General features: G+C 37.7%; 26 protein-coding genes. 15 read left to right on the top strand and 11 right to left on the bottom strand.

Annotated elements, in window-relative coordinates; translation table 11 throughout:
- Positions 1-40 precede the first annotated feature (40 nt).
- Complete coding sequence (gene argC / locus HLV59_RS07975) at positions 41-1,096, bottom strand: N-acetyl-gamma-glutamyl-phosphate reductase (protein ID WP_171429695.1); 1,056 nt, start codon at positions 1,094-1,096, stop codon at positions 41-43.
- A gap of 183 nt (positions 1,097-1,279) precedes the next feature.
- On the opposite strand from argC, the gene HLV59_RS07970 reads away from it, so the two are divergent.
- On the top strand, positions 1,280-2,800 hold the full coding sequence (locus HLV59_RS07970) for a hypothetical protein (RefSeq protein WP_171429694.1): 1,521 nt from the start codon (positions 1,280-1,282) through the stop codon (positions 2,798-2,800).
- Here HLV59_RS07970 and HLV59_RS07965 read toward each other — a convergent pair.
- Positions 2,797-3,477 (bottom strand): YgjP family zinc-dependent metalloprotease, encoded by a 681-nt coding sequence (locus tag HLV59_RS07965; RefSeq protein ID WP_171429693.1) that lies wholly within the window; start codon positions 3,475-3,477, stop codon positions 2,797-2,799. The two genes, HLV59_RS07970 and HLV59_RS07965, sit on opposite strands and share 4 nt — an antisense overlap.
- Positions 3,477-4,148, bottom strand: coding sequence for a ribose-5-phosphate isomerase RpiA (rpiA, locus tag HLV59_RS07960; RefSeq protein WP_002046900.1), 672 nt, complete (start codon positions 4,146-4,148; stop codon positions 3,477-3,479). Before rpiA ends, HLV59_RS07965 begins: the two co-directional genes overlap by 1 nt.
- Before the next feature lie 101 nt (positions 4,149-4,249).
- On the opposite strand from rpiA, the gene ilvA reads away from it, so the two are divergent.
- From ilvA to HLV59_RS07945, 3 genes are all read left to right on the top strand, one after another.
- The gene (gene ilvA, locus HLV59_RS07955) at positions 4,250-5,797 is read left to right on the top strand and encodes a threonine ammonia-lyase, biosynthetic (RefSeq protein WP_171429692.1); all 1,548 of its coding nucleotides are present in this window, start codon (positions 4,250-4,252) and stop codon (positions 5,795-5,797) included.
- Positions 5,798-5,941: 144 nt separating this feature from the next.
- Positions 5,942-6,592, top strand: a complete 651-nt coding sequence (locus HLV59_RS07950) for a potassium channel family protein (RefSeq protein WP_057106394.1) — start codon at positions 5,942-5,944, stop codon at positions 6,590-6,592.
- Between the two features lie 18 nt (positions 6,593-6,610).
- Positions 6,611-7,948 (top strand): TrkH family potassium uptake protein, encoded by a 1,338-nt coding sequence (locus tag HLV59_RS07945; RefSeq protein ID WP_171429691.1) that lies wholly within the window; start codon positions 6,611-6,613, stop codon positions 7,946-7,948.
- Positions 7,949-7,987: 39 nt separating this feature from the next.
- On the opposite strand, the gene HLV59_RS07940 is transcribed toward HLV59_RS07945, so the two are convergent.
- Both HLV59_RS07940 and HLV59_RS07935 read right to left on the bottom strand, forming a co-directional pair.
- Positions 7,988-9,139, bottom strand: coding sequence for a phospholipase A (locus tag HLV59_RS07940; RefSeq protein ID WP_151748160.1), 1,152 nt, complete (start codon positions 9,137-9,139; stop codon positions 7,988-7,990).
- Between the two features lie 20 nt (positions 9,140-9,159).
- On the bottom strand, positions 9,160-12,099 hold the full coding sequence (locus HLV59_RS07935; RefSeq protein ID WP_171429690.1) for an insulinase family protein: 2,940 nt from the start codon (positions 12,097-12,099) through the stop codon (positions 9,160-9,162).
- A gap of 370 nt (positions 12,100-12,469) precedes the next feature.
- Between HLV59_RS07935 and HLV59_RS07930 the strand changes: the two genes are divergently transcribed.
- The 8 genes from HLV59_RS07930 to HLV59_RS07895 all read left to right on the top strand — a co-directional run bounded on the left by HLV59_RS07930 (position 12,470) and on the right by HLV59_RS07895 (position 18,146).
- A complete protein-coding gene (locus HLV59_RS07930; RefSeq protein WP_171429689.1) occupies positions 12,470-13,474 on the top strand; it encodes an adenosine kinase in 1,005 nt (334 codons plus the stop codon).
- Positions 13,475-13,490: 16 nt separating this feature from the next.
- Positions 13,491-13,799, top strand: coding sequence for a Rieske (2Fe-2S) protein (locus HLV59_RS07925; RefSeq protein ID WP_002121079.1), 309 nt, complete (start codon positions 13,491-13,493; stop codon positions 13,797-13,799).
- 25 nt (positions 13,800-13,824) lie between these two features.
- Positions 13,825-14,433 carry an OB-fold-containig protein gene (locus HLV59_RS07920; RefSeq protein WP_031948524.1) on the top strand — a complete coding sequence of 203 codons (609 nt, stop codon included), beginning with the start codon at positions 13,825-13,827 and terminating at the stop codon, positions 14,431-14,433.
- Between the two features lie 378 nt (positions 14,434-14,811).
- Entirely contained in the window at positions 14,812-15,006 is a 195-nt protein-coding gene (cydP, locus tag HLV59_RS07915) for a cytochrome oxidase putative small subunit CydP (RefSeq protein ID WP_005073962.1), read from the top strand.
- Positions 15,006-16,592, top strand: coding sequence for a cytochrome ubiquinol oxidase subunit I (locus HLV59_RS07910; RefSeq protein WP_016145517.1), 1,587 nt, complete (start codon positions 15,006-15,008; stop codon positions 16,590-16,592). The genes cydP and HLV59_RS07910 overlap by 1 nt, the downstream gene beginning before the upstream one ends.
- Positions 16,589-17,734: a cytochrome d ubiquinol oxidase subunit II gene (cydB, locus tag HLV59_RS07905; RefSeq protein ID WP_171429688.1), complete on the top strand. Its 1,146-nt coding sequence runs from the start codon at positions 16,589-16,591 to the stop codon at positions 17,732-17,734. The genes HLV59_RS07910 and cydB overlap by 4 nt, the downstream gene beginning before the upstream one ends.
- 10 nt (positions 17,735-17,744) lie before the next feature.
- Positions 17,745-17,846, top strand: coding sequence for a cytochrome bd-I oxidase subunit CydX (cydX, locus tag HLV59_RS07900; protein ID WP_000270276.1), 102 nt, complete (start codon positions 17,745-17,747; stop codon positions 17,844-17,846).
- The gene (locus HLV59_RS07895) at positions 17,847-18,146 is read left to right on the top strand and encodes a cyd operon YbgE family protein (protein ID WP_004791954.1); all 300 of its coding nucleotides are present in this window, start codon (positions 17,847-17,849) and stop codon (positions 18,144-18,146) included.
- 64 nt (positions 18,147-18,210) lie between these two features.
- On the opposite strand, the gene HLV59_RS07890 is transcribed toward HLV59_RS07895, so the two are convergent.
- The 5 genes from HLV59_RS07890 to HLV59_RS07870 all read right to left on the bottom strand — a co-directional run bounded on the left by HLV59_RS07890 (position 18,211) and on the right by HLV59_RS07870 (position 21,907).
- Positions 18,211-18,882: a YccT family protein gene (locus tag HLV59_RS07890; RefSeq protein ID WP_081173570.1), complete on the bottom strand. Its 672-nt coding sequence runs from the start codon at positions 18,880-18,882 to the stop codon at positions 18,211-18,213.
- Between the two features lie 220 nt (positions 18,883-19,102).
- A complete protein-coding gene (locus HLV59_RS07885; RefSeq protein ID WP_171429687.1) occupies positions 19,103-19,699 on the bottom strand; it encodes a nitroreductase family protein in 597 nt (198 codons plus the stop codon).
- 189 nt (positions 19,700-19,888) lie between these two features.
- Positions 19,889-21,001 (bottom strand): signal recognition particle-docking protein FtsY, encoded by a 1,113-nt coding sequence (gene ftsY / locus HLV59_RS07880; protein ID WP_171429686.1) that lies wholly within the window; start codon positions 20,999-21,001, stop codon positions 19,889-19,891.
- A 120-nt stretch (positions 21,002-21,121) separates the two neighbouring features.
- Complete coding sequence (locus HLV59_RS07875; RefSeq protein WP_057105153.1) at positions 21,122-21,448, bottom strand: hypothetical protein; 327 nt, start codon at positions 21,446-21,448, stop codon at positions 21,122-21,124.
- Between the two features lie 99 nt (positions 21,449-21,547).
- Entirely contained in the window at positions 21,548-21,907 is a 360-nt protein-coding gene (locus tag HLV59_RS07870) for a hypothetical protein (RefSeq protein WP_002120892.1), read from the bottom strand.
- Between the two features lie 216 nt (positions 21,908-22,123).
- Between HLV59_RS07870 and HLV59_RS07865 the strand changes: the two genes are divergently transcribed.
- From HLV59_RS07865 to HLV59_RS07855, 3 genes are all read left to right on the top strand, one after another.
- Complete coding sequence (locus tag HLV59_RS07865) at positions 22,124-22,357, top strand: SEL1-like repeat protein (protein ID WP_002121063.1); 234 nt, start codon at positions 22,124-22,126, stop codon at positions 22,355-22,357.
- Between the two features lie 387 nt (positions 22,358-22,744).
- Positions 22,745-23,119 carry a DUF2750 domain-containing protein gene (locus HLV59_RS07860; RefSeq protein ID WP_057105154.1) on the top strand — a complete coding sequence of 125 codons (375 nt, stop codon included), beginning with the start codon at positions 22,745-22,747 and terminating at the stop codon, positions 23,117-23,119.
- A gap of 148 nt (positions 23,120-23,267) precedes the next feature.
- Entirely contained in the window at positions 23,268-23,699 is a 432-nt protein-coding gene (locus tag HLV59_RS07855; protein WP_031948532.1) for a CBS domain-containing protein, read from the top strand.
- 55 nt (positions 23,700-23,754) lie between these two features.
- Here the strand turns inward: HLV59_RS07855 and HLV59_RS07850 are convergent, their stop codons facing one another.
- A complete protein-coding gene (locus tag HLV59_RS07850) occupies positions 23,755-24,963 on the bottom strand; it encodes an aspartate aminotransferase family protein (RefSeq protein ID WP_062849442.1) in 1,209 nt (402 codons plus the stop codon).
- Positions 24,964-25,147 lie beyond the last annotated feature (184 nt).

Here is a 25,147-nt window from a genome sequence, read left to right as displayed (position 1 = left end):
AAATCGAAATTTAAATGTGTGTGAAGCAAAAAAGAGTTTTTTATGGTAATAAACCAATCCCTTGTAAGCCTTCATCTTCACTAAAGCCAAACATAAGGTTCATATTTTGTACAGCCTGACCAGATGCACCTTTTACAAGGTTATCTTGAGCCGCCAAAATAATCAGTTTATTTGGTTGTGGTTTATACAAAGCAATACGAAGCTCATTTGCACCGCGTACACTACGTGTTTCAGGTGAACTATTTGCAGGCATGACATCTACAAATTTTTCATTAGCATAGAAGTTTTCATATAAAGCTTGTAAGTCTGTCTGCTTTCCCGCTTCCGTTAAGTCTACATAAATTGTACTCAACATACCGCGAATCATTGGCACTAAATGGGGAACAAACAAGAGCCCTTCAAAGCCACCCTTTTGGCCTGCAATATTTTCTAGAGCTTCTATAATTTCCGGATGATGACGATGACCTGCAACACCATATGCTTTAAAGTTATCTGCATTTTCACTATAAATCATGCCTAAGCTTGCTTTACGGCCAGCACCAGAAACACCAGATTTCGCATCAATAATAATATTTTTTGTTTCAATGAGTGCTTGTGCTGATTTTAACAGTGGCGCTAAACCTAATTGAACAGTCGTCGGATAGCAACCTGGGTTACCAATAACTTGAGCTTGTTTAATTTTTTCACGGTTTAACTCAGTTAGACCATATACAGAATCTTTTAATACATCAGGGCAAGCATGCTCCATACCATACCATTTTTCAAACTGCTCAAGATCTTGTAAGCGAAAGTCTGCTGCTAAATCAATTACTTTAGTTCCAGCTGCAATCAACTCTTTGGCATGCTGCATCGCAACGCCGTGTGGAGTTGCAAAAAATACAACATCACATTCTTTTAATGCATCAATATTTAAATCTGAAAATTGAAGATCTGTATGGCCACGTAAATTAGGGAACATATCTGCAACTGGTTTGCCCGCTTCTGTACGTGAAGTAAGAACTCGAACCTGCGCTTTAGGATGTCGTAATAAAATACGTAATAGTTCAACGCCTGTATAACCCGTTCCACCAACAATTCCGACAGAAATCACGTGCATTACCTCAATTTTTGAATCTATACTTGGGCAGTAGTATGACAGGATGTCCAAGCTTACAAAACCATTTCATGCTTGGTAATTTTAATTTTTTAATTTTAGCGACAATTAGATAGTACTTATTGGACTGTCATAACCACATAAATATCAGCAAATAAATACCAGATTAATTTTTGGAGAGCTAGGATGCTTCAACAATCAAAAGAAACAAAATTACGCACGTACCTTGGCTTTAGCACATTAATTTTAAGTGTGGCCCTTACTGGTTGTGGAGGTGGAGGTAGTAGTGGAGGCAGTTCACCAACTACACCAACGCCTGTTGACCCTATACCTGAAGCAACAACTGATGTTACTTTAAAAACCCCTGTAGAAATGCGTAATATCCAACTTAAAGTATATGACAACACCAATAACGCTGTTTTGTTGGATACTTCAATTACAAGTTTAAACAGCTTTAATGTCAAAATTCCTACTGCAAAATTGAATCGTTTATATCGCGTAGAAATTACAACTCAAAGCTCATCTCAAGTGTTTGACCCACTTACTTCGCAGTACCAAAATTTATCAGGTATTTATCATGCATTTATTACACCAAATACGGTAAGTAGCAGAACCCAATTCATTAGCCCAAGTAGTGAAGCGGTGTACCAACGAGCTGTCATACGTTCGGGACAACTCCCTCAAGAGACAATCGACCCAACTCGTATTGAGCAATTACATGTGGACTTAGCTTCTCAAGATGTCTACAAATCATTAATGAATGCATTTAAAGACGCCGCTATTCCTAGTTTAAGCCCAGCTAATCCATTAACAATTTTAAATTTACAGCAGTATTCAACCAAACAACCTAGTACATATGTAGATAGCTACCTTAGCTTTGGCTATTTACAATATTGGTCAGCAATTCATGGTGAAGCAAGCACCTACCAAGAACTCGTTAAAAGTTTAGCAACTGATTTAAAAGATGGCTTTTTAGATGGTAAAAAACTTCATGGCGATCAAACATCCTTCACCCCTATTTTCACCCCTGCTCCTGATAATATTGATCCAGCAAAAAATACATTGTTAGATATTGCTGCCAATCAAAAAGTAACGCGCGATTACTTTGGAACCAACCTAAAAGCATCTACTTTGCAATTAGCTACAGCCAATTCCCAGCAGTCTTTAGATCAAACGGGCTATGAACTTCTGCAAAAGAAACAATATACAGGTGTTGTTCCTACCGTAAATTCAACGACCTTTATTCGTATTGATGGTGCTGGAGATTATCGTAGAGCTGTTGGATTTACCACTACAGCGACTTGTAATGGGTCAACCTACCCATGCAAACAAGGCCTAACCAGCATCAACCTATCAGATCCAAACCTACCTGCTACAGACTATTTGATTGGTCACTATGAAGAAACTTCAAATGGATGTCAGCTTAATTTCCGTGCGAACGGTCAAATCGACTTAAGTAAAGGTTCTCAAATTTATCGCACTGCTCTAAGTGCTGATAGTACCGATAATTTATTGCAAACAGATGCTGCCAGCTCAAGTTATTTACTCAATTCAAGTTCAGCCGAACCAAATAACTCGACGCAACAATACAACTTCATACAATTATCTATTAAAGCAAATAAGATTATGAGTGCTAAAGCAGGTTTAGATAGTCGGAAAGCACCCGATAACTTACAAACACCTCAACTAGAATGTAGTTTTAGTTAAGCTGAAACATACCACCATGCAGGCAATGGATTTGATTTAAGTTGTCTGCGGTGTTTTTGAAAATTTGGATCATATTTTTCAACTTCTGCCCAAAATGCAGGACTATGGTCAAAATGTTTGGTATGCGCCAACTCATGAATAGCCACATAGCGAGCAATTTCATGTGACATGAGTACCAGCCCTGCATGTAGCATAATATTATGTTGGCTACTACAACTTCCCCACCGAGTTTTCGGGCGGCGAATTGTACACTCCCTATAATTTAAATGAGTCTTCTCACTTAACTCTTTTAAAAGCTCGGGTAATTCCTGCTTCGCATAGGCAATAACTGCACTTTGCAATGCCAAATATGGCTGTGTGTCTTTAATAAATAATCGACGACTTTCCCAATCAAATTGAAAAACACGATGCTGTTTGTGAACAATCACTTGAAATAGCTGTTCTTTATTAAAAAAATAAATTTCTGAAGGAATATCAATGGATGCCGATTGGACGTTTTGTTGTTTATTCCACGTTTCGGTTAACCATTGTTCAGATTGGGCTAAAAAATGCTGAATTTGCCTCTTACTACAAAATAAAGGAACCGTAAGGCGGATTGAAGCAGGCTCAACACGTAAGCGCAATTTTCTTGCTCTTACGTGTCGAACGATTTTAATCTCTGGCATTTTTGCAGACATTACTGTGCTGTACGCTCTTCAATACCATTATTTGTTGCAACAATTGCAATCGTTGCTGGATTTAAGGCAAAGATACCGTTAGTTACTACACCAGGAATATTGTTAATTGTTTTTTCGAGCTCAATAGCATTTAAGATATTGAGATTGAAAACATCTAAAATAACATTACCGTTATCTGTAACTACACCTTCACGATAAACTGGGTCACCACCTAAACTTACCAATTTACGAGCTACAGCCGAACGCGCCATCGGAATAACTTCCACTGGTAATGGGAAATCACGCCCAAGTTGATCAACCCATTTGGAATCATCAACAATACACACAAACTTTTTAGCAATTGATGCCACGATTTTTTCACGTGTTAATGCAGCACCACCACCTTTAATCATATGCATATGACGGTCGATCTCATCTGCACCATCAACATAGGCATCTAGGCTACCCACATGATTCATGTCTACAACTTCAATACCAAGCTTTTTAAGACGATCAGCAGTTGCTTGAGAACTTGCCACAGCTGCTTCTAATTGTAATTCAGGTAATAAATCAATTAGAAAATTTACGGTACTTCCAGTCCCAACCCCCAAAATGCCACCTTTGGGTAAGTGTTTTAAAGCAGCTTTCGCAGCAGCTTGTTTCTTTTCATCTTGGGTTGCATATAGACTCATGACATCACTCAACTATTTTTTGACATTTATGCACCAATAAACGGCGCAAATGCACAAGGGTTTGCTACAATAATTTCCTATTTTAAACTGTTATAGGGAAGATGAACATGCTGTCTCGTGTGGTACGACAAATTTTACAAGCAACGGTTTATGATGTTGCAATTGAAACACCTCTCGAAGCAGCTCCACGAATTAGTCAAAAATTAAATAATACAATTCGTTTTAAGCGTGAAGATTTACAACCCGTTTTTTCTTTTAAATTACGTGGTGCCTATAACCGTATTAGTCAATTACCTAAAGAACAACTTGAACGTGGGGTGATTTGCGCCTCTGCAGGCAATCATGCTCAAGGCGTTGCATTGTCAGGTCAAAGACTAGGAATTCCTGCAATTATCGTTATGCCAAGCACAACCCCTGATATTAAAGTTCAGGCAGTTAAACGTTTAGGTGGTCAAGTTGTGTTACATGGCGATAGCTTTGATATCGCAAATAAATATGCTCAACAACGTGCTGAAGTTGAAGGTCTTGTATTTATTCCGCCTTATGACGATGAACTTGTCATTGCAGGTCAAGGCACAATAGCCAATGAAATATTACGTCAATGGCGTGATGTAGAATATGTGTTTGTTGCCGTAGGTGGTGGTGGCCTTATTTCAGGCGTAGCAGCTTACCTTGGAGAAGTTGCACCACACGTAAAAGTGATTGGCGTTGAATATGAAGAGTCTGCTTGTTTAAAAGCAGCCTTAGAAGCAAATGAACGTGTAATTTTGCCACATGTAGGTTTATTTGCAGATGGTACAGCGGTTGCACAAATTGGTGCTTTACCATTTGATATTATTCGTTTGCGAAAATCTGATAACTCAGGTCCGATTGTTGATCCTGATATTGTGACTGTGAATACAGATGAAATCTGTGCAGCAATTAAAGACACATTTGATGAAAACCGCAGCATTGTTGAACCTTCTGGAGCAATGGCTTTAGCGGGTATTAAAAAATATATTCACGAACACAAAATCAGCAATAAAAATATGGTGTCGATTGTTTGTGGCGCCAATATGAATTTTGACCGCCTACGTTATATTGCTGAGCGTACCGAGTTAGGTGAGCAACGCGAAGCGATTTACGCGGTTACCCTATCTGAAGAAAAAGGTGCATTCTTAGGCTTCTGCCGTGCTTTACAAGGTCGTAATATCACTGAGTTTAACTACCGAGCAAACAATACAGAGGAAGCACAAGTATTCGTCGGTATTAGTTTGAAAGGTGGAGATGCAGAGCGCCATGAAATTTTGGAACAATTAAAACAGCAAGATTACATTGTAGATGACCTTTCTGACGATGAAGTTGCCAAATTACATATTCGTTATTTAATTGGTGGTCATGCAAATCTAGATGATGAAAGATTGTTCCGTGTTGAGTTCCCTGAACGTCCGGGTGCGCTCTTAACATTCTTAACTCGTCTTGGTCCAACGCACAACATTACCCTCTTCCATTACCGTAATCATGGTGCAGCAGAAGGACGTGTTTTAGTTGGCTTACAAGCAACCGATGCGAAACAAAACCCTGATGGATTGATTGAAACGCTTGAGCAGATTAATTATCCATATGCAGAAATTACTAATAATGTCGGTTATAAACGCTTCTTGAAATAATCTTTAATTTTGATGAAGAGGCCGACAAAGTTGTCGGCTTTTTTATACAATTCTTTTATATTTCTATCATCTTTACATTGCCTCTCTTTATCTTAAAGAAAATATCCTTAAAAATAATGATCTAACTCGGAAAAAAGGACCAACATGGCACAGTTCGCAGTCATTGGCTTAGGTAGTTTTGGAGCAACAGTTGCTCAAGAGCTCTCAAAATTAAATCATGATGTTATTGGCATCGATACGGTAAAAAAGAATGTCGAGAATCTTGCCGATGTTTTAACTCATGCCGTCATTGCTGATGCTACCGACGAACATGTGCTTGACGAATTGAATATCCAAAATTGTGACGCAGTTGTAGTGGCAATTGGTGAAGATATTGAAGCCAGTATTTTGTGTGTGCTGAATTTAAAAAATTTGGGAATTGATAAAATTTGGGTAAAAGCAAAAACCAAAGCTCATCACACCATTTTGTCACATCTCAATATCAATAAAATTATTCATCCTGAAGAAGATATGGGGGTAAGAGTTGCTCAAGCCCTGAATTATCCGATGGTAAGTCGCTATATGTCTTTAGAAGACGACCATTACATTATAAAAATTGAAATCCCAGATAAACTTAACGGCATTAATTTATATGGCATTATGCAGCAAGCTCCTCAGGTCAAAACATTGCTCGTAAAAAGACAACAGCAGATTTTGTTTGAAACTGAAGAAAATTTTACTTTGCAAACACATGATATTCTTATTTTAGAAGGCCATCTCTCGCAGTTAAAGAAACTTTCTAATTGCTTTATATAAGAAAACGAACTCTAGAATATGTCTATATATCCCAAGCCTCATAAAACATTAAATTTAAGCCCTCCTTCACTTTTAGCGCTAGGGTTCTTAGGCTTTATTACTTTTGGTACTTTATTGCTTAAATTGCCATTTGCGAATACAGGCAATGTCAGCTGGATGGATGCGCTTTTTACAGCCACCTCAGCAGTTACAATTACTGGTCTATCTGTTTTAAATATTCATGAATCTTTTACCCTCTTTGGGCAAACTATTATTTTATTGTTGATTCAATCTGGCGGTTTGGGTTTTATGACTTTTGCGATATTGGCTGCATTAAGTTTATCTCCCAAAGTTGGTCTTAAACAGCAAATGATGGCTCAAGATAGTCTCGGACAAACAAGCCTATCAAAAGTTACTTTTGTTGCTAAAGGAGTTGTCACCTACACCCTTATTTTTGAGCTGATTGGTACAGTTATTCTTACCGCTGCTTTTGCACCAACATATGGATTTGCTCGTGGTTTATATTATGCGGTTTTTTACAGTATCTCCTCATTTAATAATGCAGGTTTTTCATTATTTTCCAATAGTTTAATGAATTTCCAAAGTAACTATATTATTTGTATAACCATTAGCATACTTTACACTTTAGGTGGCCTTGGTTTTTTAGTTCTCATGGATATTAAACAAAACAAAAAATGGAAAAAACTAACTCCCAATAGCAAGCTTATTCTGACAACGATTACTATTATTAACCTAGTTGCCTTTATTTTAATATGGGCTTTAGAAGCTCAAAATCCTGCAACTTTAGGGATGTTAAACTCAGGTGAACAAGCATTAAATGCTTGGTTTCAAGCAACAGTTCCTCGATCTTCAGGGTTTAATACCATTGATACGGGTGCAATGACCAACAGTAGCTCTTTACTGATGATGTTACTGATGTTTATTGGTGGGGGTTCACTGAGTACAGCGGGTGGAATCAAAGTTGGAACCTTTGTCATTTTAGTGCTGAGTGTAATTTCATTTTTACGCCGTACAGATGAAATTAGAATATTTAATCATTCTGTATCTCATGAAACGACCTATAAAGCATTAGCGGTAACTGCTATTACGAGCATCCTCATCTTCATGGGCTTCTTTATTCTTTTGCTTTTAGAGCCTAAAGCAGATTTTATGAATTTACTTTTTGAAGTTGTTTCAGCAGCGTGTACCGTGGGTCTGTCTCGTGGAATCACACCAGATTTACACAATGGTAGTTTATTCATTTTAAGTCTACTCATGTTTGCTGGACGACTTGGACCTTTAACACTAGCCTATTTAATTGCTACTCCTAAAAAGAGTCGACTCAAACACCCTCAAGCCAACATTCAAATTGGATAATAAAAAAGCCGCTTTTCAAAGCGGCTTTTTTATAACGTTTTAGTACCAATTCAACAGTGATACACCCAAACCTGCATAAGTTGCTCGATGGTTATAATCAATCAAGCTTTCACCATAACCGTTAAACAACTGGAAATGTCCACGCAACTTGCCACTGATTGGAAAAGCCCAATCAAATTGCACAGCACCATGAGAATCATTACCACCTTTCAATGAATGACGCAGCATTAAAGAGAAGTCATTCTGCTTCCACTTATAAAACGCTGTTAAATCACCACGACCGATGTAATCTTCCATATCCGGATTATTATCATCTTTACTATCTTCTTCAATGCGCACCCACGGACGAAGCATTAACGCAAAGTTACCTCGTTCTAATCCAACGTTAAAAATTACACGGTTCCAGCTACGGGATAATGGATCTGAGCGACCATTTGACTGATGATTTAAGGTCACCCCAAGCAAACGCCCATCTAAACCTAGCAATTCATAGTTCGTTCTAAACATCAAACTTGCTTCTGGCTCATAGTTGGTTTCACGGAAAGGGCGAGATTCTTCAGCATTGAATGTCTGCCAACGTGAAGATTGCGTATACCCTACCCATAAATCTCCATTATTTCCAAAAATATTTTCCCAAGCTTTGGTTTTAAAAGAAATCTGAAATTTACTTTCGGTTGATTTTAGATTTTGAGCTGTATGTTCTACGTTGTTTGGATTTGGGCTAGTAGGTAATTCATTTTTGTCGCTGGTCCAGAATACAGGTAGCAAATAGACTGGTTGATAAGCCCGAATATTCCAAGCACCTAATTTACTTTCTTCAGACAACTCCCAACGTTGATCAAGTAAAGAAGTCGTCGTTTCAAGTTTAGGCGCTTTCCCAATAAGTTTGATATTACTTACCGTGTCTACAACCTTCTCTTTAAATGTTTCAGGTTGCACAGCAGGCTGATCAATTTTTTTAACAGGTTCAGGCACTGCTGCTGTTTGAATAACTGGTAAAGCTGCTGGTTTAAATACAGAGTCGTAACAAGCCAGACGATCAGCATTCGAAGTAAGAGCAACACATGCATCAACTGTGGCAGGGTTTGCAGGTGCTAAGGTATCAGCATATGTTACAGACGCACATAAACAGCTAAGCACGATTCCCATGCTTAGCTGTAAAGATGTGCGTTCAAATTGTCTGAACGCCATGTTCATCTCCAATTTTTATTTTAATTAACTTGTTGAATGGTGAAACCTAACTGTTGCAATTCATCGCGTTTCGCAAATGGTGCAACTACAGCTTTTACAGGTGTTTGCTCTACTAAATATTGACGAGCAACGCGCTGTAAATCGCCTAATGTTACATGCAACAATCTTTCACGCAAAGTACGGCGGAAAGCTGGTGTTCTCGCATGCAACAATGCATAACATGCTGTAATCGCTTCCCCGGCTGGAGAACCTGGTTTATCCATACTTGCTACTAAACCAAGAATCGCTTCTTCAAGCTGATGAGGTTGTTGCTCTGTATTTAATAACCATTGCACACTTGCTTCAAAGTCTTTAAAAGTCTCTGCTAAACGTGGGTCACGGTAGCTAAAGAAACGGAATGAACATGCATTTCCATCATAACTAGCACCGCCACCATAAGCACCACCTTTTTCACGGATAGCACTGTGCAAGAATCCATTACGTAAATAAGCTGCCAATACCATTAATGGAGCCGCATCTGGATGCGACACTTCTACCGCTTGATATGCAGACGCACAGAATTGGACATTTGCCTGAATTAACCACGCCTCATGATTATTATCATTAGCTTGTTCTACTTGAGTTAACTCAGTTGTAGCTATATCAACATTCAATTTATCCCAAACATTCTGGATTTCTTCAACCAAACGTTCAGATTGATGTTCTTCACACACAAGTAAGAACTGTTTAGGTGCTTGCAATAATTTGCTATGAATACGCTTTAATTCTGCAATTAATTCGTCATAAGCAGCATCATCTTGAGTAATTTTAGCAACAAGCTCACCCAACCAGTTCAATGCACCTAAACCCGTGTTTTGATAGTCACGTTGAGCCAAGGCACTCATATTACGAGATGCAATCTGCATCGCATAGCTATGACCTGATCCAGATAAACGAGATTGCCAACGTGTTTTACGTTGCTGCAGTAACTCGATAATTCGTTCTTTCTCATCAAAGCGAAGCTGTTCAAATGCTAATTTTAATAGATGAATTGCATCAAATTTCTGAGTCAACGATTTAGTCGTTAAAGTTAACCAAGCACTAATTTTATCTTTATCGTCAACTTTACTACGTAATGAAGCACCCATTCCCAAACCACCACTTACAGCCGTTTGTAAGTTTTGCAGTTCAAGATAGTCATACTCACCTGCACCAACTTCACCCATCAAAATAGAAAGCAAATTGAAATAAGGCGACTTCACAATATCTTCAGGAATCTGAATGAGTACTTGTTGATAGTAAATGCCATTAGTACCCGCATGGTACAAGTTCAACGGTGTATCCATACGATTACAAATAATTTCGCGTAACTGACCTTGCACGATATGCAAGTCAGCAGGTACATCTTCCAAGCCTACTTTTGGCAATAACTCAAGATTATCAGGAGTATCTTGACGTTCCTCTAGGGCCTTGGTATTAGCGATAATTTCAGCCTTATCAGCATCTGTTAACTTTTCACCAATAGCAGCTAAACGTGCTTTTTCTGCTTCTTGCTCTTTTACAGACTTAGTTGGGTCTGGAACTAGAGTCATCTGCACACGATGTGGGTTGTCGAGCAAATGTGTTTGAATCAGATTTGATAACCACATTGGGTCCTTCAACTCTTCTTTAACCTGTGCAATTGCGCTGTCAACGTCCCAAATTTGAATTGGATCATTATGATGAATTGCACCGCTTAAACCATTTAAAATTAGACTTAAACCATATGGTGTACCATCACCATTAATTTCACGTTGATGTAACTCGATTTGATGCAAAATTGCATCAACTAAATTACTATCAATTGGTTTTGCAGCAACATCACGCAGAATATTTAAAACACCATCTCTAAAACTTTGAGCATGTTCAGGATTTGAACCTTGAACGCCACAATAGAAAGTCATTTCAAAATTACTATCGTCTACGCCCATCAATGGACCTGTAGATTGAGCATAACCACAAGTTTCTAAGTAATGACGTAGTGGAGAAGCCGAATTTTCTAACAAAATCCCTTCAACTAAACGCATTCCTAAACGCAATTTAATATCATTTGCTTCTGGCAATAACCAAGATAGAACATGATAAGTTTTATCTTTTAAATCATCGCTATCAACACCATAGTTTTCTGTCACTTCAATTGGCGCTGCTAAACGTTTTTCAGGCTTAGAATATAAAGTTGTACCCGCAGAAAACTTATGTAGAGCTAGTTTTTCAAATTGCTCTTGCAGCTCATATGCGGTTTGATTACCAAAGGTCATGAATACAGCATTACTTGGGTGGTAATGTACTTTATAAAAATCGACTAACTGCTCATACGTTAAATCAGGAATATCTTTCGGGTCACCACCTGAGTTGTAATGATAGGTTGTTTCAGGGAATAAATGATGAGCCAACTGATGATAAAGCTGGTCAGACGGCGCACTCATCGCACCTTTCATTTCATTAAAAACAACACCTTTATAAACAGGTTGGCCATTTTCAAGTTCAATACGAATACCTTCTTGAGCAAAATCAAGTGGATTCAAATTGGCAGCAAATGCCGCATCAAGATAAACAGAAAGTAAGTTTTGGAAATCTTTTTTGTTTTGAGTAGCAAATGGATATGCAGTCCAATCTGCTGCTGTAAACGCGTTCATAAAAGTATTTAAAGAACGACGAATCATTAAAAAGAATGGATCACGTACCGGAAACTTTTCAGATCCACACAAAGCCGTATGTTCTAAAATATGTGCCGTGCCTTTAGAGTCCATAGGCTGTGTTCTAAAAGCAACAAGAAATACATTTTCATCATAATCAGTTGCCAAGTGATAATGCACCGCACCTGTGACTTTATGCTTATATTCAGACACTAAAATATCTAATGCTTCTACATGGTGCTGACGTAGCAACTGAAACGCAGGGTGAACAGTTTGAGAAATGGTTTCAGTGACATCTACAGTCATGTGATCTCCTAACATATCGGATAAGTGAATAAGTCTCATTATAGCCTGAGTCAGCTTGAGATTGGCGAACAAAAGCCAAGTAAAACACTATGTTTTTGTTGAGTATTAGTTTTCGTTAGCACGGCTTTGATATCAAGCATATAGCTATCGATGTTTTATCCTAACAGAACAAAAGCTTTTAATTCTATGTATGAGATAGATATTGAATAAAAAAGCTTATCAAGTTTATCTCACTGATCTAAAGAATCTTCTAACAACAATATTTCTCCCCTAATTTTTGATTTAACTGAATTTTATTCAACAAACTACAGCAAATCCAAGCAATGGTGTAAACTTAGCTACCTGATTTTTTTATTTTGTGACAACACATATGGCAACTGTAGATCTTTTTGCAATTGGTAATGCATTAATCGACCAAGAATTTAAAGTGTCTGATGATTTTCTTAGTCAGCAAGGCTTGCAAAAAGGCACAATGCAGTTGTCCGATTGTGACACCCAATCTGCTCTTTATGCAGAGTTAAGACAACACCAAGACTACAAAGGTCAAGCGAGTGGCGGTTCAGCGGCAAACACAACTGTGGCCTTTAGTGCATTAGGCGGAAGTGCTTTTTATGGTTGCCGTGTTGGTAATGATGATTTAGGTTCAATTTATCTACAAGGTCTAAATGAAGCTGGGATCCAGACGACTCCAAAATCGATTAGTGAAGGCGTGACAGGTACTTGCATGGTACTCATTAGTCCTGACTCTGAACGCACAATGCATACCTATTTAGGTATCACTGCTGAACTTTCTCAAGATCAAATCGATTTTGAACCATTAAAAACAGCAAAATGGCTTTATATTGAAGGTTATCTTTCTACAAGTGAAACAGCGCGTAAAGCTGTAAAGCAAGCCAGAGAAATTGCCAAAGCAAATGGTGTTAAGATTGCTTTATCTCTTTCAGATCCTGCGATGGTGCAATACGCTCGCGATGGCTTAGAAGAACTTATGGATGATGGCGTAGATTTATTATTTTGTAATGAACAAGAAGCCTTAATGTATACCAATACAAAAACTGTAGAAGACGCTCTTGCTCAATTACGTTTTAAAAATCATACAGTAGTCATTACACAAAGTGCTAAAGGTGCTTTAGTCTCTAACTCTACTCAACATTTCCATGTTGCAGGTCGTCATGTAGAAGCAGTTGATACCAATGGTGCTGGCGATGCATTTGCAGGCGCATTCCTTTATGCCCTAAACCATCATCAAGATTTGAATGCTGCTGCACAGTTAGCCGTGTTAATTTCAAGTGAAGTTGTTTCCCAATTTGGCCCACGTTTAGCGATTAATGATTATGCTAAACTTCTTGAAAATTTTCAGAAGGAATGTGCTTGAAATGGAAAGGATCTGTATGACGGAAGAAGTTCCTGAGCGTGAAGCTAGAGCTTTTGACACTTTACAAGGAACTACTATTTTCATTACGCAACGTGACGGCGCATTCTATGCTTATCAGAATTTATGCCCTCATTTGCAAACTGAGCTTGAGTATTTAGAAAATCAATTTCTTGACCAAGATCAAGAATACATCCAATGTTCTACTCATGGTGCTTTATTTACCGTGGAAACAGGTGAATGTATTTCCGGACCATGTTTAGGTGATTTTTTAAATAAAGTTGAGATTAAAGTACATTCAGATGGCGGTATCTACATCGTAGACTGAAGTGATCAACATTAGAGTTTCTGCCATGGCTGATTTCTTTTTCAATTATTATCTTATGCCATTTCACTTAAGTGTAGTGGCTTTGATATTACTCAGCGTGGTAGAAACCATTGGTATGTATATTGGACTTCGTCCAAGTCAATTACTCAAAAAAATTGCGCCTGTTTGGCTTTCTAACTCACCACTACTTAACGTTAAATTTTCTAAAGCCTTAATTTTCGTTTTTTTACTTATCAATTTTAGTTTTGCAGGTTATTTTTTACAGCTCTCTTTTTTTGCAATCCAGCATTATTTTATTTCACCGTTTTATTTAATTGTCCCCGCTCTTGTGATCGCCATCTTTTTTACTGTGTTCATGATTCACTGCCTAGACCAAGTAATTAAACCAAAGCTTACTCATACCAACTATAATCTTTTAGGGCGATTAGCGACGATTTCCAGCGGTAATGCTCGACCTGGATTTTCTGCCCAAGCCCGTGTCCGTGATGAATTTGGCCAGCTCCACTACGTTCAAGTCGAACCAGAATACGGCGAACTCGAATTATACTCTCAGGTGATTCTTGTCAGAGTGCATAAAAGCCATTATGTAGCCAAGAAAATTTCTGTATCAAACGATCTTTTTGCACCTGATTAACTTTTAATCAACCCTCTATTTTCTTATTGCTTTTTACTGGCTTTATTACGCCTATATTTTATTATTTTCTTTTTAATTAATTATTTATTATTCCGACCAATTTAGTTTGAAATAAAATTTATAAATATTATATAAAACCATTTTAGTTGGTATTATTTAAAAACAAACTATTTTAATCAACTTAAAAAATTTATTTACAAGTGTTTTAGTAGGATTTAATAATCAATTCAAACTATTTTAGTATAGTATTTATTTTAAAATACCAAGTATTTGTTTTACATAAATTAATTATTTAAATATTCATTTAAAATATATTTAATGTTTATTTTTATTATATTTTGATTAATAATAAAATTAATATCAAATGAGGTTTAATTTATGAGCCTTAATTTTAAGAATCTTAATGGTCGTTTAGTTAAAGAAATCACTATTATTCTAATAATAAAAATAGTGCTCCTCTTAACGATCAAACATATTTGGTTTGATGCTCCCACCATCCCCAAAAATTTTGACAATCAGGTCGCCGAGCATATTGCTGGCGATAACATTTCCCACATTAAGGAGACACGTTGATGATTTCTGAAAGCGTGGTTGATCTTTCGCGGTTTCAATTTGCGATGACCGCAATGTATCACTTTCTTTTCGTCCCTTTAACTCTAGGCTTGGCATTTATTCTTGCCATCATGGAAACCACTTATGTCATTTCTGGTAAAGAAATTTATAAGGATATGACTAAATTTTGGGGAAAATTATTTGGTATTAACTTTGCTTTAGGGGTAACAACTGGCTTAACAATGGAGTTCCAATTTGGAACAAACTGGGCTTATTACTCACACTATGTAGGTGATATTTTTGGTGCTCCATTAGCAATTGAAGGCCTTATGGCATTCTTTCTTGAGTCTACATTTATTGGTTTATTCTTCTTCGGATGGGATCGTTTAAGTAAGGTTCAGCATCTAGGCGTAACGTGGTTAGTCGCTCTAGGTTCTAACATGTCAGCGCTTTGGATTTTAGTAGCTAATGGATGGATGCAAAACCCAGTAGGTGCTGCATTTAACTTTGAAACAATGCGTATGGAATTAGTTGATTTCGGCGCGCTTATCTTTAACCCTGTGGCTCAGGTGAAATTCGTACATACCGTTTCTGCAGGTTATGTAACTGGTGCAGTTTTTGTACTTGCCATCTCAAGTTATTACTTACTTAAAAAACGTGATCTTCCTTTCGCACGTCGTTCATTTGCAATTGCTGCCATTTTCGGTCTTGCCTCTACACTTTCTGTGATTTTGTTAGGTGATGAATCTGGCTATGAGCTAGGCGATGTTCAAAAAACTAAACTCGCTGCGATCGAAGCCGAATGGGATACTCACCCTGCTCCTGCTCCGTTTACTTTATTTGGTGTACCAAACCATGAAGAAATGCGGACAGATTACGCAGTTAAAATTCCATATGCATTAGGTCTAATTGCAACTCGGTCAACAACCAAAGAAGTTACTGGTCTAAAAGATCTCATGCAACAGCACGAAGTTCGTATTCGCAACGGTATGCTTGCCTATGCTGAACTTGAAAAATTACGTGCAGGTGATCGTTCACCAGAGTTATTGGCTTCTTTTGAAAAAAATCAAAAAGATTTAGGTTATGGCCTTCTTCTTAAGAAATATGCACCAAATGTAGTTGATGCAAGCGAGCAAAATATTAAAGCAGCTGTAAAAGATACTGTTCCAAATGTTACAGCACTATTTTTCTCTTTCCGTGCAATGGTTGCCTCAGGTTTCTTAATGCTCTTACTTTTCGTTTTAGCAACGTGGGCCGTAGCAAAAAGAAATGCTGAAAATAAACCTTGGTTACTTAAATATGCATTGTTTGCTCTACCGCTTCCTTGGATTGCTGCACAAACTGGTTGGTATGTAGCTGAAGGTGGTCGTCAACCATGGTCTATTGGTGAGATTTTACCAACCCATCTCTCTACTTCTAGTTTAAGTACTGGTGACGTATGGGGTTCGATTATTGCGCTAGCAGCGTTCTATACCGCTCTTTTGATTATTGAAATGTATTTAATGATCAAATTTGCTCGCTTAGGACCAAGCTCTCTACACACTGGCAAATATCATTTTGAAAAGCAAGAACCAAAAGCAGCTGTTAATGGGGAGGCCTTATCATGATTGAATATGAATTATTAAAAATCATTTGGTGGGTGTTAGTTGGCGTATTGCTAATAGGCTTCGCTCTTACTGATGGCTTTGATATGGGTTCTATGGCTCTCATGCCTTTCGTTGGAAAAACTGATAGCGAACGCCGTGCCGCAATCAATACGATTGCCCCACACTGGGATGGTAATCAGGTCTGGTTTATTACGGCGGGAGGTGCACTATTCGCTGCATGGCCAATGGTTTACTCAGTCGCTTTCTCAGGAATGTACTGGGCACTCTTGTTAGTTCTATTTGCACTTTTCCTAAGACCAGTAGGTTTCGATTATCGTTCTAAACTTGAAAATACTAAATGGCGTAACTCTTGGGACTGGGGTCTGTGCATCGGCGGTGCTGTTCCCGCACTTGTGTTTGGTGTAGCCTTCGGTAATTTGTTTTTAGGTATTCCTTTTAGTTTAGATAGTACATTACGCTCTGAATATACAGGCAGCTTTTTTGCCCTTCTTAACCCGTTTGCTTTAGTTTGCGGTGTGGTAAGTCTGTCTATGCTTTGTGCACATGGCGGTGCATGGCTCATGCTCCGTACTGATGAAACTTTAAAACAGCGCTCTGCCAAAGCCACTCAAATTATGGCGATTATATTTTTAATTTGTTTCCTTGTAATTGGAGCATGGCTGTATTTCGGGCAAGTTCCAGGTTATAGCTATGCTGTTGCTATAGACCCAAATGCTGCGCTTAACCCTTTAGCTAAAGAAGTGATTACCAATAACAATCCAGGTTGGATGAACAATTACAGCACCTATCCAGTGACTAAAGTTGCCCCTGTTCTTGCCATATTAGGCGCGATCATTGCAATTTTTGCATCTTCAAAAGCAAAAGCGGGCTTAAGTTTTGCTGGTACAAGTTTAATGATTGTAGGAGCAATTTTAACTGCCGGTTTTGCCTTATTCCCCTTCCTACTTCCATCTAGTATCAATCCTAATTCTAGTTTGACAATGTGGGATGCTGTATCAAGTCACCTTACTTTAGGCGTTATGACGGTTGCTGCCTGCATCTTTGTTCCTCTTATTTTGATCTATACCAGCTGGTCTTATTACAAAATGTGGGGAGTCATCACTAACAAACATATCGAGTCAAACTCGCATAGCTTGTATTAAGGAGAAGACTATGTGGTATTTCGCATGGATCCTAGGCATTTTGATGGCATGTTTTGCAGGTGTACTTAGTGCGCTGTATATCGAACATCATCAAAATCTAGATGAGGAATAAATGATGGCAAAAGCAATGACAGCATCAAATCATCGAAAAGCACAAGCATTTGCAATGGCCCTTTCTTTTCTGTTGGCATTGCCTCTTGCTGCAATTTTGTTGGTTTACCCTTCACTCATGCTTGATGCTAATGGACACTACAATCATAGCCAGCTTATGCTGGTGATGATTGGTATTTCTGGTGGCTTTATTTACGGAGTGGGTTTCGTACCCAACTTCTGGTTATGGAAATGGCTATTTAGCCCATGGGTGGCTTGGCCTCTCATGCTTTTAGGTTATTACATCTGGTTTCTAACCTAAATCAAAAAGACCTCATCTGAGGTCTTTTTTCATTTCGATTAATTTAATAGGTACTCATATTAAATTAATTCGATTGTTCAGCTAACCATGCCATAAATTTTTGACGCTCAGCTTTAGAAGCTTTCTGCCATGTTTCTACTAAACGTTGATCATTCGTTTGGGCTACACCCGTTACTGGCATAGAAGTTGGAGCTGGTACAGCCACCTGAGCAGAAGTAGGTTTAGCAGAGGCATACACTGCCTCAGGCTGCGATTTAGATGATTTAGTCGTAAAGTCAGTGACTTTTCCTAATAAACCTGTTGCAAACCATGGTTTTGCCTCATTGTTTGCACCAGTTTGTTGTACGATTAATTCATTATTTGCACTGTACAAAGCCACTGTGGGTTGCTCAGCATATTTCTTAGCTTGTTCAAATTGCTTTGGTGCATTAACCATTGCGAGCTTATACATTTGCCCATCCTTGAGTGCTGGAGTTTGAATTGTGACTACTCCAGATTTAACAATGTCATGCTCCCCACTTAAATGTTCAAAGTATTCTTGGTAGCGCACACTTAAGCTTGTTTCACCAGCATCGACTTTATAATTATTTTTAGATGAACGAAATAACCCAGAGTTGACTTCCTGACCATTCACCGCAAGGATTACAATTTCCTCTGGTGCTGTAATTGTAACTGCTGAAAATACCGAACCGCTGAGTAATAAACCAATTGCAGCAACACCTAATCTTAAAGTCATCTGTCTCTTTCTCTGTGTTTGATAAGCTATTAAATCATGAGCAATATGCAATATGATTGTGACTATTTTATGACAATGCAATTATCGGCTAATTTCTTGATTTATTATTTTGAAATATACATTTGAATTTCATAAATTTTCGCTTTATGTATTCCTCCTATTAATTCCAAAAACATAAAAAGAGCACCTAAAATAGGTGCTCTTTTTAACTTCAATTAAATTAATTGAAAGTTTTGAAACGATCAGCATCATTAATAAACGCTTTTTCACCTGCTGGTGCTTCAACCGAACCAAATACTAATTGAGCACGTAATTTCCAAGTTGCAGGAACATCAAATGCTTCAGCTGCTTCTGCATCAACAATTGGGTTATAGTGCTGTAAAGATGCACCTAAACCAAGCTCTGAAAGCGCAGTCCAAGTTGCAAATTGAGCAATTGCACTTGAGTGTTCAGACCATACTGGGAAATTGTCTGCATATAATTCGAATTGCTCTTGTAAGCTTTTAACAACAGCTTGGTCTTCATAAAATAAAACCGTACCAACACCAGCTACAAAGCTATCAATTTTTGCATTTGTACCAGCAAAAGCATCTGCAGGAACAATTTTACGCAATGCTTCACGAACTAAATTCCAGAATTTAGCATGTGACTCACCATATAGAGTCACTACTCGTGAAGATTGTGAGTTAAAAGCTGAAGGACTATGTTTAACAGCTTCACGGATAGTTTCTTCAATTTTTGTGCGATCTAATGCAACGTTTTTACCAATTGCATAAATTGTACGACGGTTTTTAATTTTATCTAAGAAAGTAGACATTTTGTTATTTCCTACCTATTGATTTGACCAAGGGTCGTTGTTTGGGAATGAATACAGTTTATTAAAGTCATTTTTTATAATCAGCATTAAAAATATGACAGTTCGTTTTATTTTCGCAACAATAAAAAAAGATATAGATATAAAAAAGCTTCACGATTTAGTGAAGCTTTTAAGGTTAAAAAAACCTACTTACTTATCAGTTTCAAACAGTGCAGCAACAAATGACTTAGCCGAGAATGGTCTTAAATCATCAATTTTTTCACCAACACCAATAAAACGAATTGGCACATGGGTACGGCTTGCGATATTAAACAATACGCCACCTTTCGCTGTTCCATCCAACTTCGTAATGGTAATGCCCGTTAAACCTACAGCTTGATCAAACTCTTGCACTTGGTTAATCGCGTTTTGTCCCGTACCGGCATCTACCACCAACATAATTTCATGAGGCGCAGTTGCATCGATTTTTTGCATAACACGTTTAACTTTTTTGAGCTCTTCCATTAAATTGCTCTTATTATGTAAACGACCTGCCGTATCTGCGATTAATACGTCAATTCCTTTAGCACGCGCACTTTCAATAGCATCAAAAATAACAGAAGCACTATCAGCTCCGTGACCTTGGGCTACCACTGAGATATCGTTACGTTCACCCCAGATCTGTAATTGTTCAGTTGCTGCGGCACGGAAGGTATCACCAGCCGCCAACATCACCTTTTTACCTTCCCCTTGCAAACGTTTCGCCAACTTACCAATAGTTGTAGTTTTACCCACTCCATTTACCCCAACCATCAAAATCACATAAGGAGATTTATTAGGGTCAATATGCAAAGGTTTTACACGTGGGGCCAACAAAGCAACCAACTCTTCTTGTAACGCTTTATATAAAGAGTGGGAATAGATCAAATCCCCACGAGCTGTACGCTCCGTTAAATTAGTAATAATGGTTTTTGTTGCTTCAACGCCAATATCTGCAACGAGTAATTGCTCTTCGACTTCTTCCAATAATTCGTCGTCAATTTCCTTTCCGCCAATCAAGATATTGACCATACCATCAGCGAAATTACGACGAGTTTTGGTTAAACCCTCTTTCATCCGGCCAAAAAAACCAGTTTTTGGTTGCTCAGCCGCTGTTTCTGAAGGAGCTAATTCAACTTTGGCTGCTTCAATACTTTCTTGTGTTTTAACAGGAGATTCAGCGATGGGAACATCGATAGCAGGTAAATTAGGTAATGTGACATCGTCATCACCGATCTCAGCATCTATCAAGAATTTATTTTGCATATTCGATTGTTGCTCCATGCGGATTCCTTGAAAAGCAGCGTGTTTAAAAAGATAAAGTTTAGCATAAATTCAAAATTTTTCCTGCCACAATACTGCTCAAAAAGCTTTGGAAACCAAGATTTAGGCTATTTCACTAGTTTACTGAGTATCTTCCTGAGCTAGTGCTGGATATTGTCTAATATGAGCACCTTCAAATTGATATGCATGCATTAATTTTAAATACTCTGCTCTATGAATTTCTGATTGAGCTATAAGCAACTCAGCCATATCTTGAGTTCTAGGATAAGTTGCCTGATGTGAGAGTTGTATAATTCGTTGATATTGTTCGGGACTAATAGGCCGAAGTAATGCTAAATATGACAGCACAAAAATACAACCAATGACAATAACCACAAATAGGTTAAAACATTGATCAACTTTTAACTCAGACTTTAATTTAAGGAAATTTTGTTTGAATATGAGCATGACCTACCTCGAATTAGTGTAGTGTAGGGTTCAATACTCATAAGCACAAGATCAAACATCCAGTAAGGCCAAGAATCGTACCTTACTGGATAATAATACTTAGCTTATTAGTGAACGAATGACAGAAAAGTATAAAATTGCAGCAATAATCACCAAGACTAAAAACATGGCAAAAATACTTAGTCCCTCTTCTGCATCCGCTGGATGCAACTCGTCTTCGTCAGCAATTTTTCTCAATTCACCATCATAGACTTGATAAAACCAGTTTTTTTGTGCAGGTTCCAAGTGCCGAGCAAAGTCAAATACTCTTTTGCGCTGAGCAAGACAATAGTCCCCTAAATGGATCTCTTGATGGAAGATCGCTTCATCTAATAGTTTGCGATGATAATGGGCTAGTTCAATGATTTGTTCCTCTCTAGGTGGAGTATCAAAAACAAAGCCGTCGATTGTATTTGTCATATTTTATTCTCCTTGTCTTTTATTCTCATATTGATTTTACTCAAAATTATTTGTGAATAATGTTTAATCATGTATCCTAATAGTGAATAAAGTGGTTTGCACCAATAGTTGACAAATCCATTAATTTGTAATATTAGTTTAACATTACTAAGTTAAATTAATTTAAAGGCAGAGGCCTTTAGAAAAAGTAATCATAATTACAATAAGGAGTTTTCTATGATTCAACGTATCTCTCATCATGATTTAGAACATGTATACGCAACTGCAGTAAACACAATTCATTCTCAAATGAATTTTCAGGATGCAGTTGCACAGTTAGAAGAAGTTGCTCGCGCTGGGCATGGTAAAGCTGCTTTGTTTTTAGCAGAATTGTATTATCAAGGTTTCCGTGTCGAACGTGACTCACTTAAAGCACAATACTGGCAAAAGTTAGCCACAATGCAAGCATAAAAAAACGTCACTTAGGTGGCGTTTTTTTATGCCTGTAAAAAACCCAAAGTTATCAATTTATCTAAAGCCTTAATTTCTCCACTTCAGTCATGGTTCAGGCGGCGTTTTTTATGCCCGTAAAAACATTCTATAAATATAATTTACTACGCACTTCGTTTGTCTTGCGCTTCGCCAAAGCTTTAGTCGCTTTGTCTTGCTCAGGTGGCGTTTTTTTTATGCCTGTAATTACCTAAAGTTATTAATTAATTTAAAAATTTAGACACTTTAAGTAGAGGAATATAATTTCATAGCTGGAATATTTGTTTACGATTTGATACCTGTTTAAACTGAAATGTCATCTGATTTTTCTATAATAAGCAAGATAAGTTAGGAACCTTTATATTCACAATGAAAAGTTTAAGTAATCTACAACCGGTTTCAAAAGACTTGATGATTAAGATTTATATTTTAAGAACTATGATGTACTGCGGCGTTCTTTGGGGTTTATTTCATCAAGGATGGGCTATTAAATCAGATCAGGAAGATTTTATTTTTCCTTTTTGGCTTAATGGTTTACAAGCACATCGCTATGCAAAAGAACATTGGCCGCATTATAAACCAAGAAGAATTACCCCTAAAGATTTCCATGAGTCTTTGTTACCAACCTTAACTCGACTTAACGTCACTCCTGCTTTGTTTAATTCATCACATAGAAAATTAAAGCTATCTACTCAGCAAATGCAGCATTTCTTTTTTAAACATCCACATTGGCAAGGAGCATAAGGTTTTTTCTTTTGGTAGCTATTGATCAATATAGAATGCTTTTTGAACGCTTGAATACAAAACTTGTATTTGAATGACTATTCAGTCTTTGCATTTTTATAAAATCGAGCTACTTTAAATCAAAATGATAAAACACAGGACAGAAGAAATGACAATTGTTGCACAAGTAATCAAGAACAAATTAGAGCAAAATATTTTTACAATTTCTCCAGAAGCCACTGTCCTTGAAGCAATTAAGATCATGGCTGATAAAGGAATTGGTGCACTCGTCGTAGCTGAAGGTGAAAAAGTTGTCGGAATCTTATCTGAACGTGACTACACACGAAAAGTAACGCTCATGGAACGTTCATCATATAGCACCACAGTTGCTGAAATTATGACATCCAAAGTACTTACGGTAAGCCTAAATAATACGGTTGAAGAATGTTTGCAACTTATGACAGACCGTCACTTACGTCACTTACCAGTATTAGACAATGAAAAATTAGTTGGATTTATCTCTATTGGTGACTTAGTAAAAGCGGCAATGGAAGATCAGAAAAACCTCATTGAACAATTAAAACAGTACATTTCTGGTTAATTCTTTCACACAAAAAATGGGCATTTATATGCCCATTTTTTATTGATTTAAAAACTTAAAGATAATTATTAATTAAAGCAATTAAACGCTCTAGTAAGTCATCAGCCTGTGCCTGAGTCATGTTAATTGGTGGTAATAAACGTACTACAGAACCAGCTGTAACATTAATAATCAGTTTATGTTGATCACGAGCAATTGCAACGAGCTCACCACAGTCTTTAGGCAATTGAATACCAATCATCATCCCAAAGCCACGTACTTGTACATTTTTATCTGCCAATTGAGCACGTAACTGATCAACAATATAACCACCAACGACTGCCGCATTTTCTACAGCATTTTCTTTTTGGATTGTATCAATTACTGTATAAACCACACGAGAACCTAACACAGTTCCACCGTAAGTAGAGCCATGGCTACCAGGTCCTAATAAACCTACAGCTTTACCTTGTGTCATTACAGCACCTACTGGAAAGCCATTACCAAGGCCTTTCGCAGTCGTAAGAACATCCGGCACAATGTTGGTGTGCTGATAAGCAAAATACTTACCGGTACGACCATTACCAGTTTGGATTTCATCTAGCATCATGAGCCAGTTATGTTGATTACATATGTTGCGGACTTCTTCAAGATAGCTAAAGCCTTGAGGCGCTGTATTAATACCACCCTCACCTTGAATAGGTTCAATTAAAATCGCAACAATATCGGGATGCTGCAAAGCAGCTTCTTGAATTGCTTCTACATCACCAAATGGCACACGAATAAAATCATTGGTTAAAGGAGCAAAACCATCTTGTACTTTCTTATTACCAGTGGCTGAAAGTGTTGCTAAAGTACGACCATGAAATGATTGCTCTGCCACAATAATCTTTGGTGAAGTTACACCTTGTTGAGTACCAAATTTACGAGCAATTTTAATTGCTCCTTCATTTGACTCAGCGCCACTGTTTGAAAAGAAGATCTCTTCCATTCCTGAAACTTCAGCAAGCTTCTGAGCAGCAGCCGTTTGCCAAGGAATCTCAAATAAGTTACTCGTATGTACAAGTGTTGCAGCTTGTTCAGCAATTGCTTCTGCAATGACTGGATGTGCATGACCTAAACCACATACGGCGATACCCGTTAAAGCATCTAGATACTCTGTGCCATCTTCGGTATATAGATATGCCCCTCGGCCTCGTACAAAACTGATCGCTTGGCGACCATAAGTAGCCATTAAGTGTGATGGTTGATCAGGTTGTATTGGAGCTAGGGTAATATCAGTCATGACGAACTCTGTCTGTATGAGGATTTAAGAAGGGTTTATATAAGCAAAAACTAGCTCTGATGAAAAGTCTCATCACGCATTTATCTAAAATTTCGTCCTCTTTTTGCTATGACTTCGGTTTATACAATAAAATATTGAATATTCAATGCAACTTTAAGTAATCAGGTGGTTTGCAAAGCGATGT

Source organism: Acinetobacter lactucae (genome assembly GCF_013122135.1).
GTDB classification, from domain to species: Bacteria; Pseudomonadota; Gammaproteobacteria; order Pseudomonadales; family Moraxellaceae; genus Acinetobacter; species Acinetobacter lactucae.
This window is presented reverse-complemented; position numbering and strand designations above follow the sequence as displayed.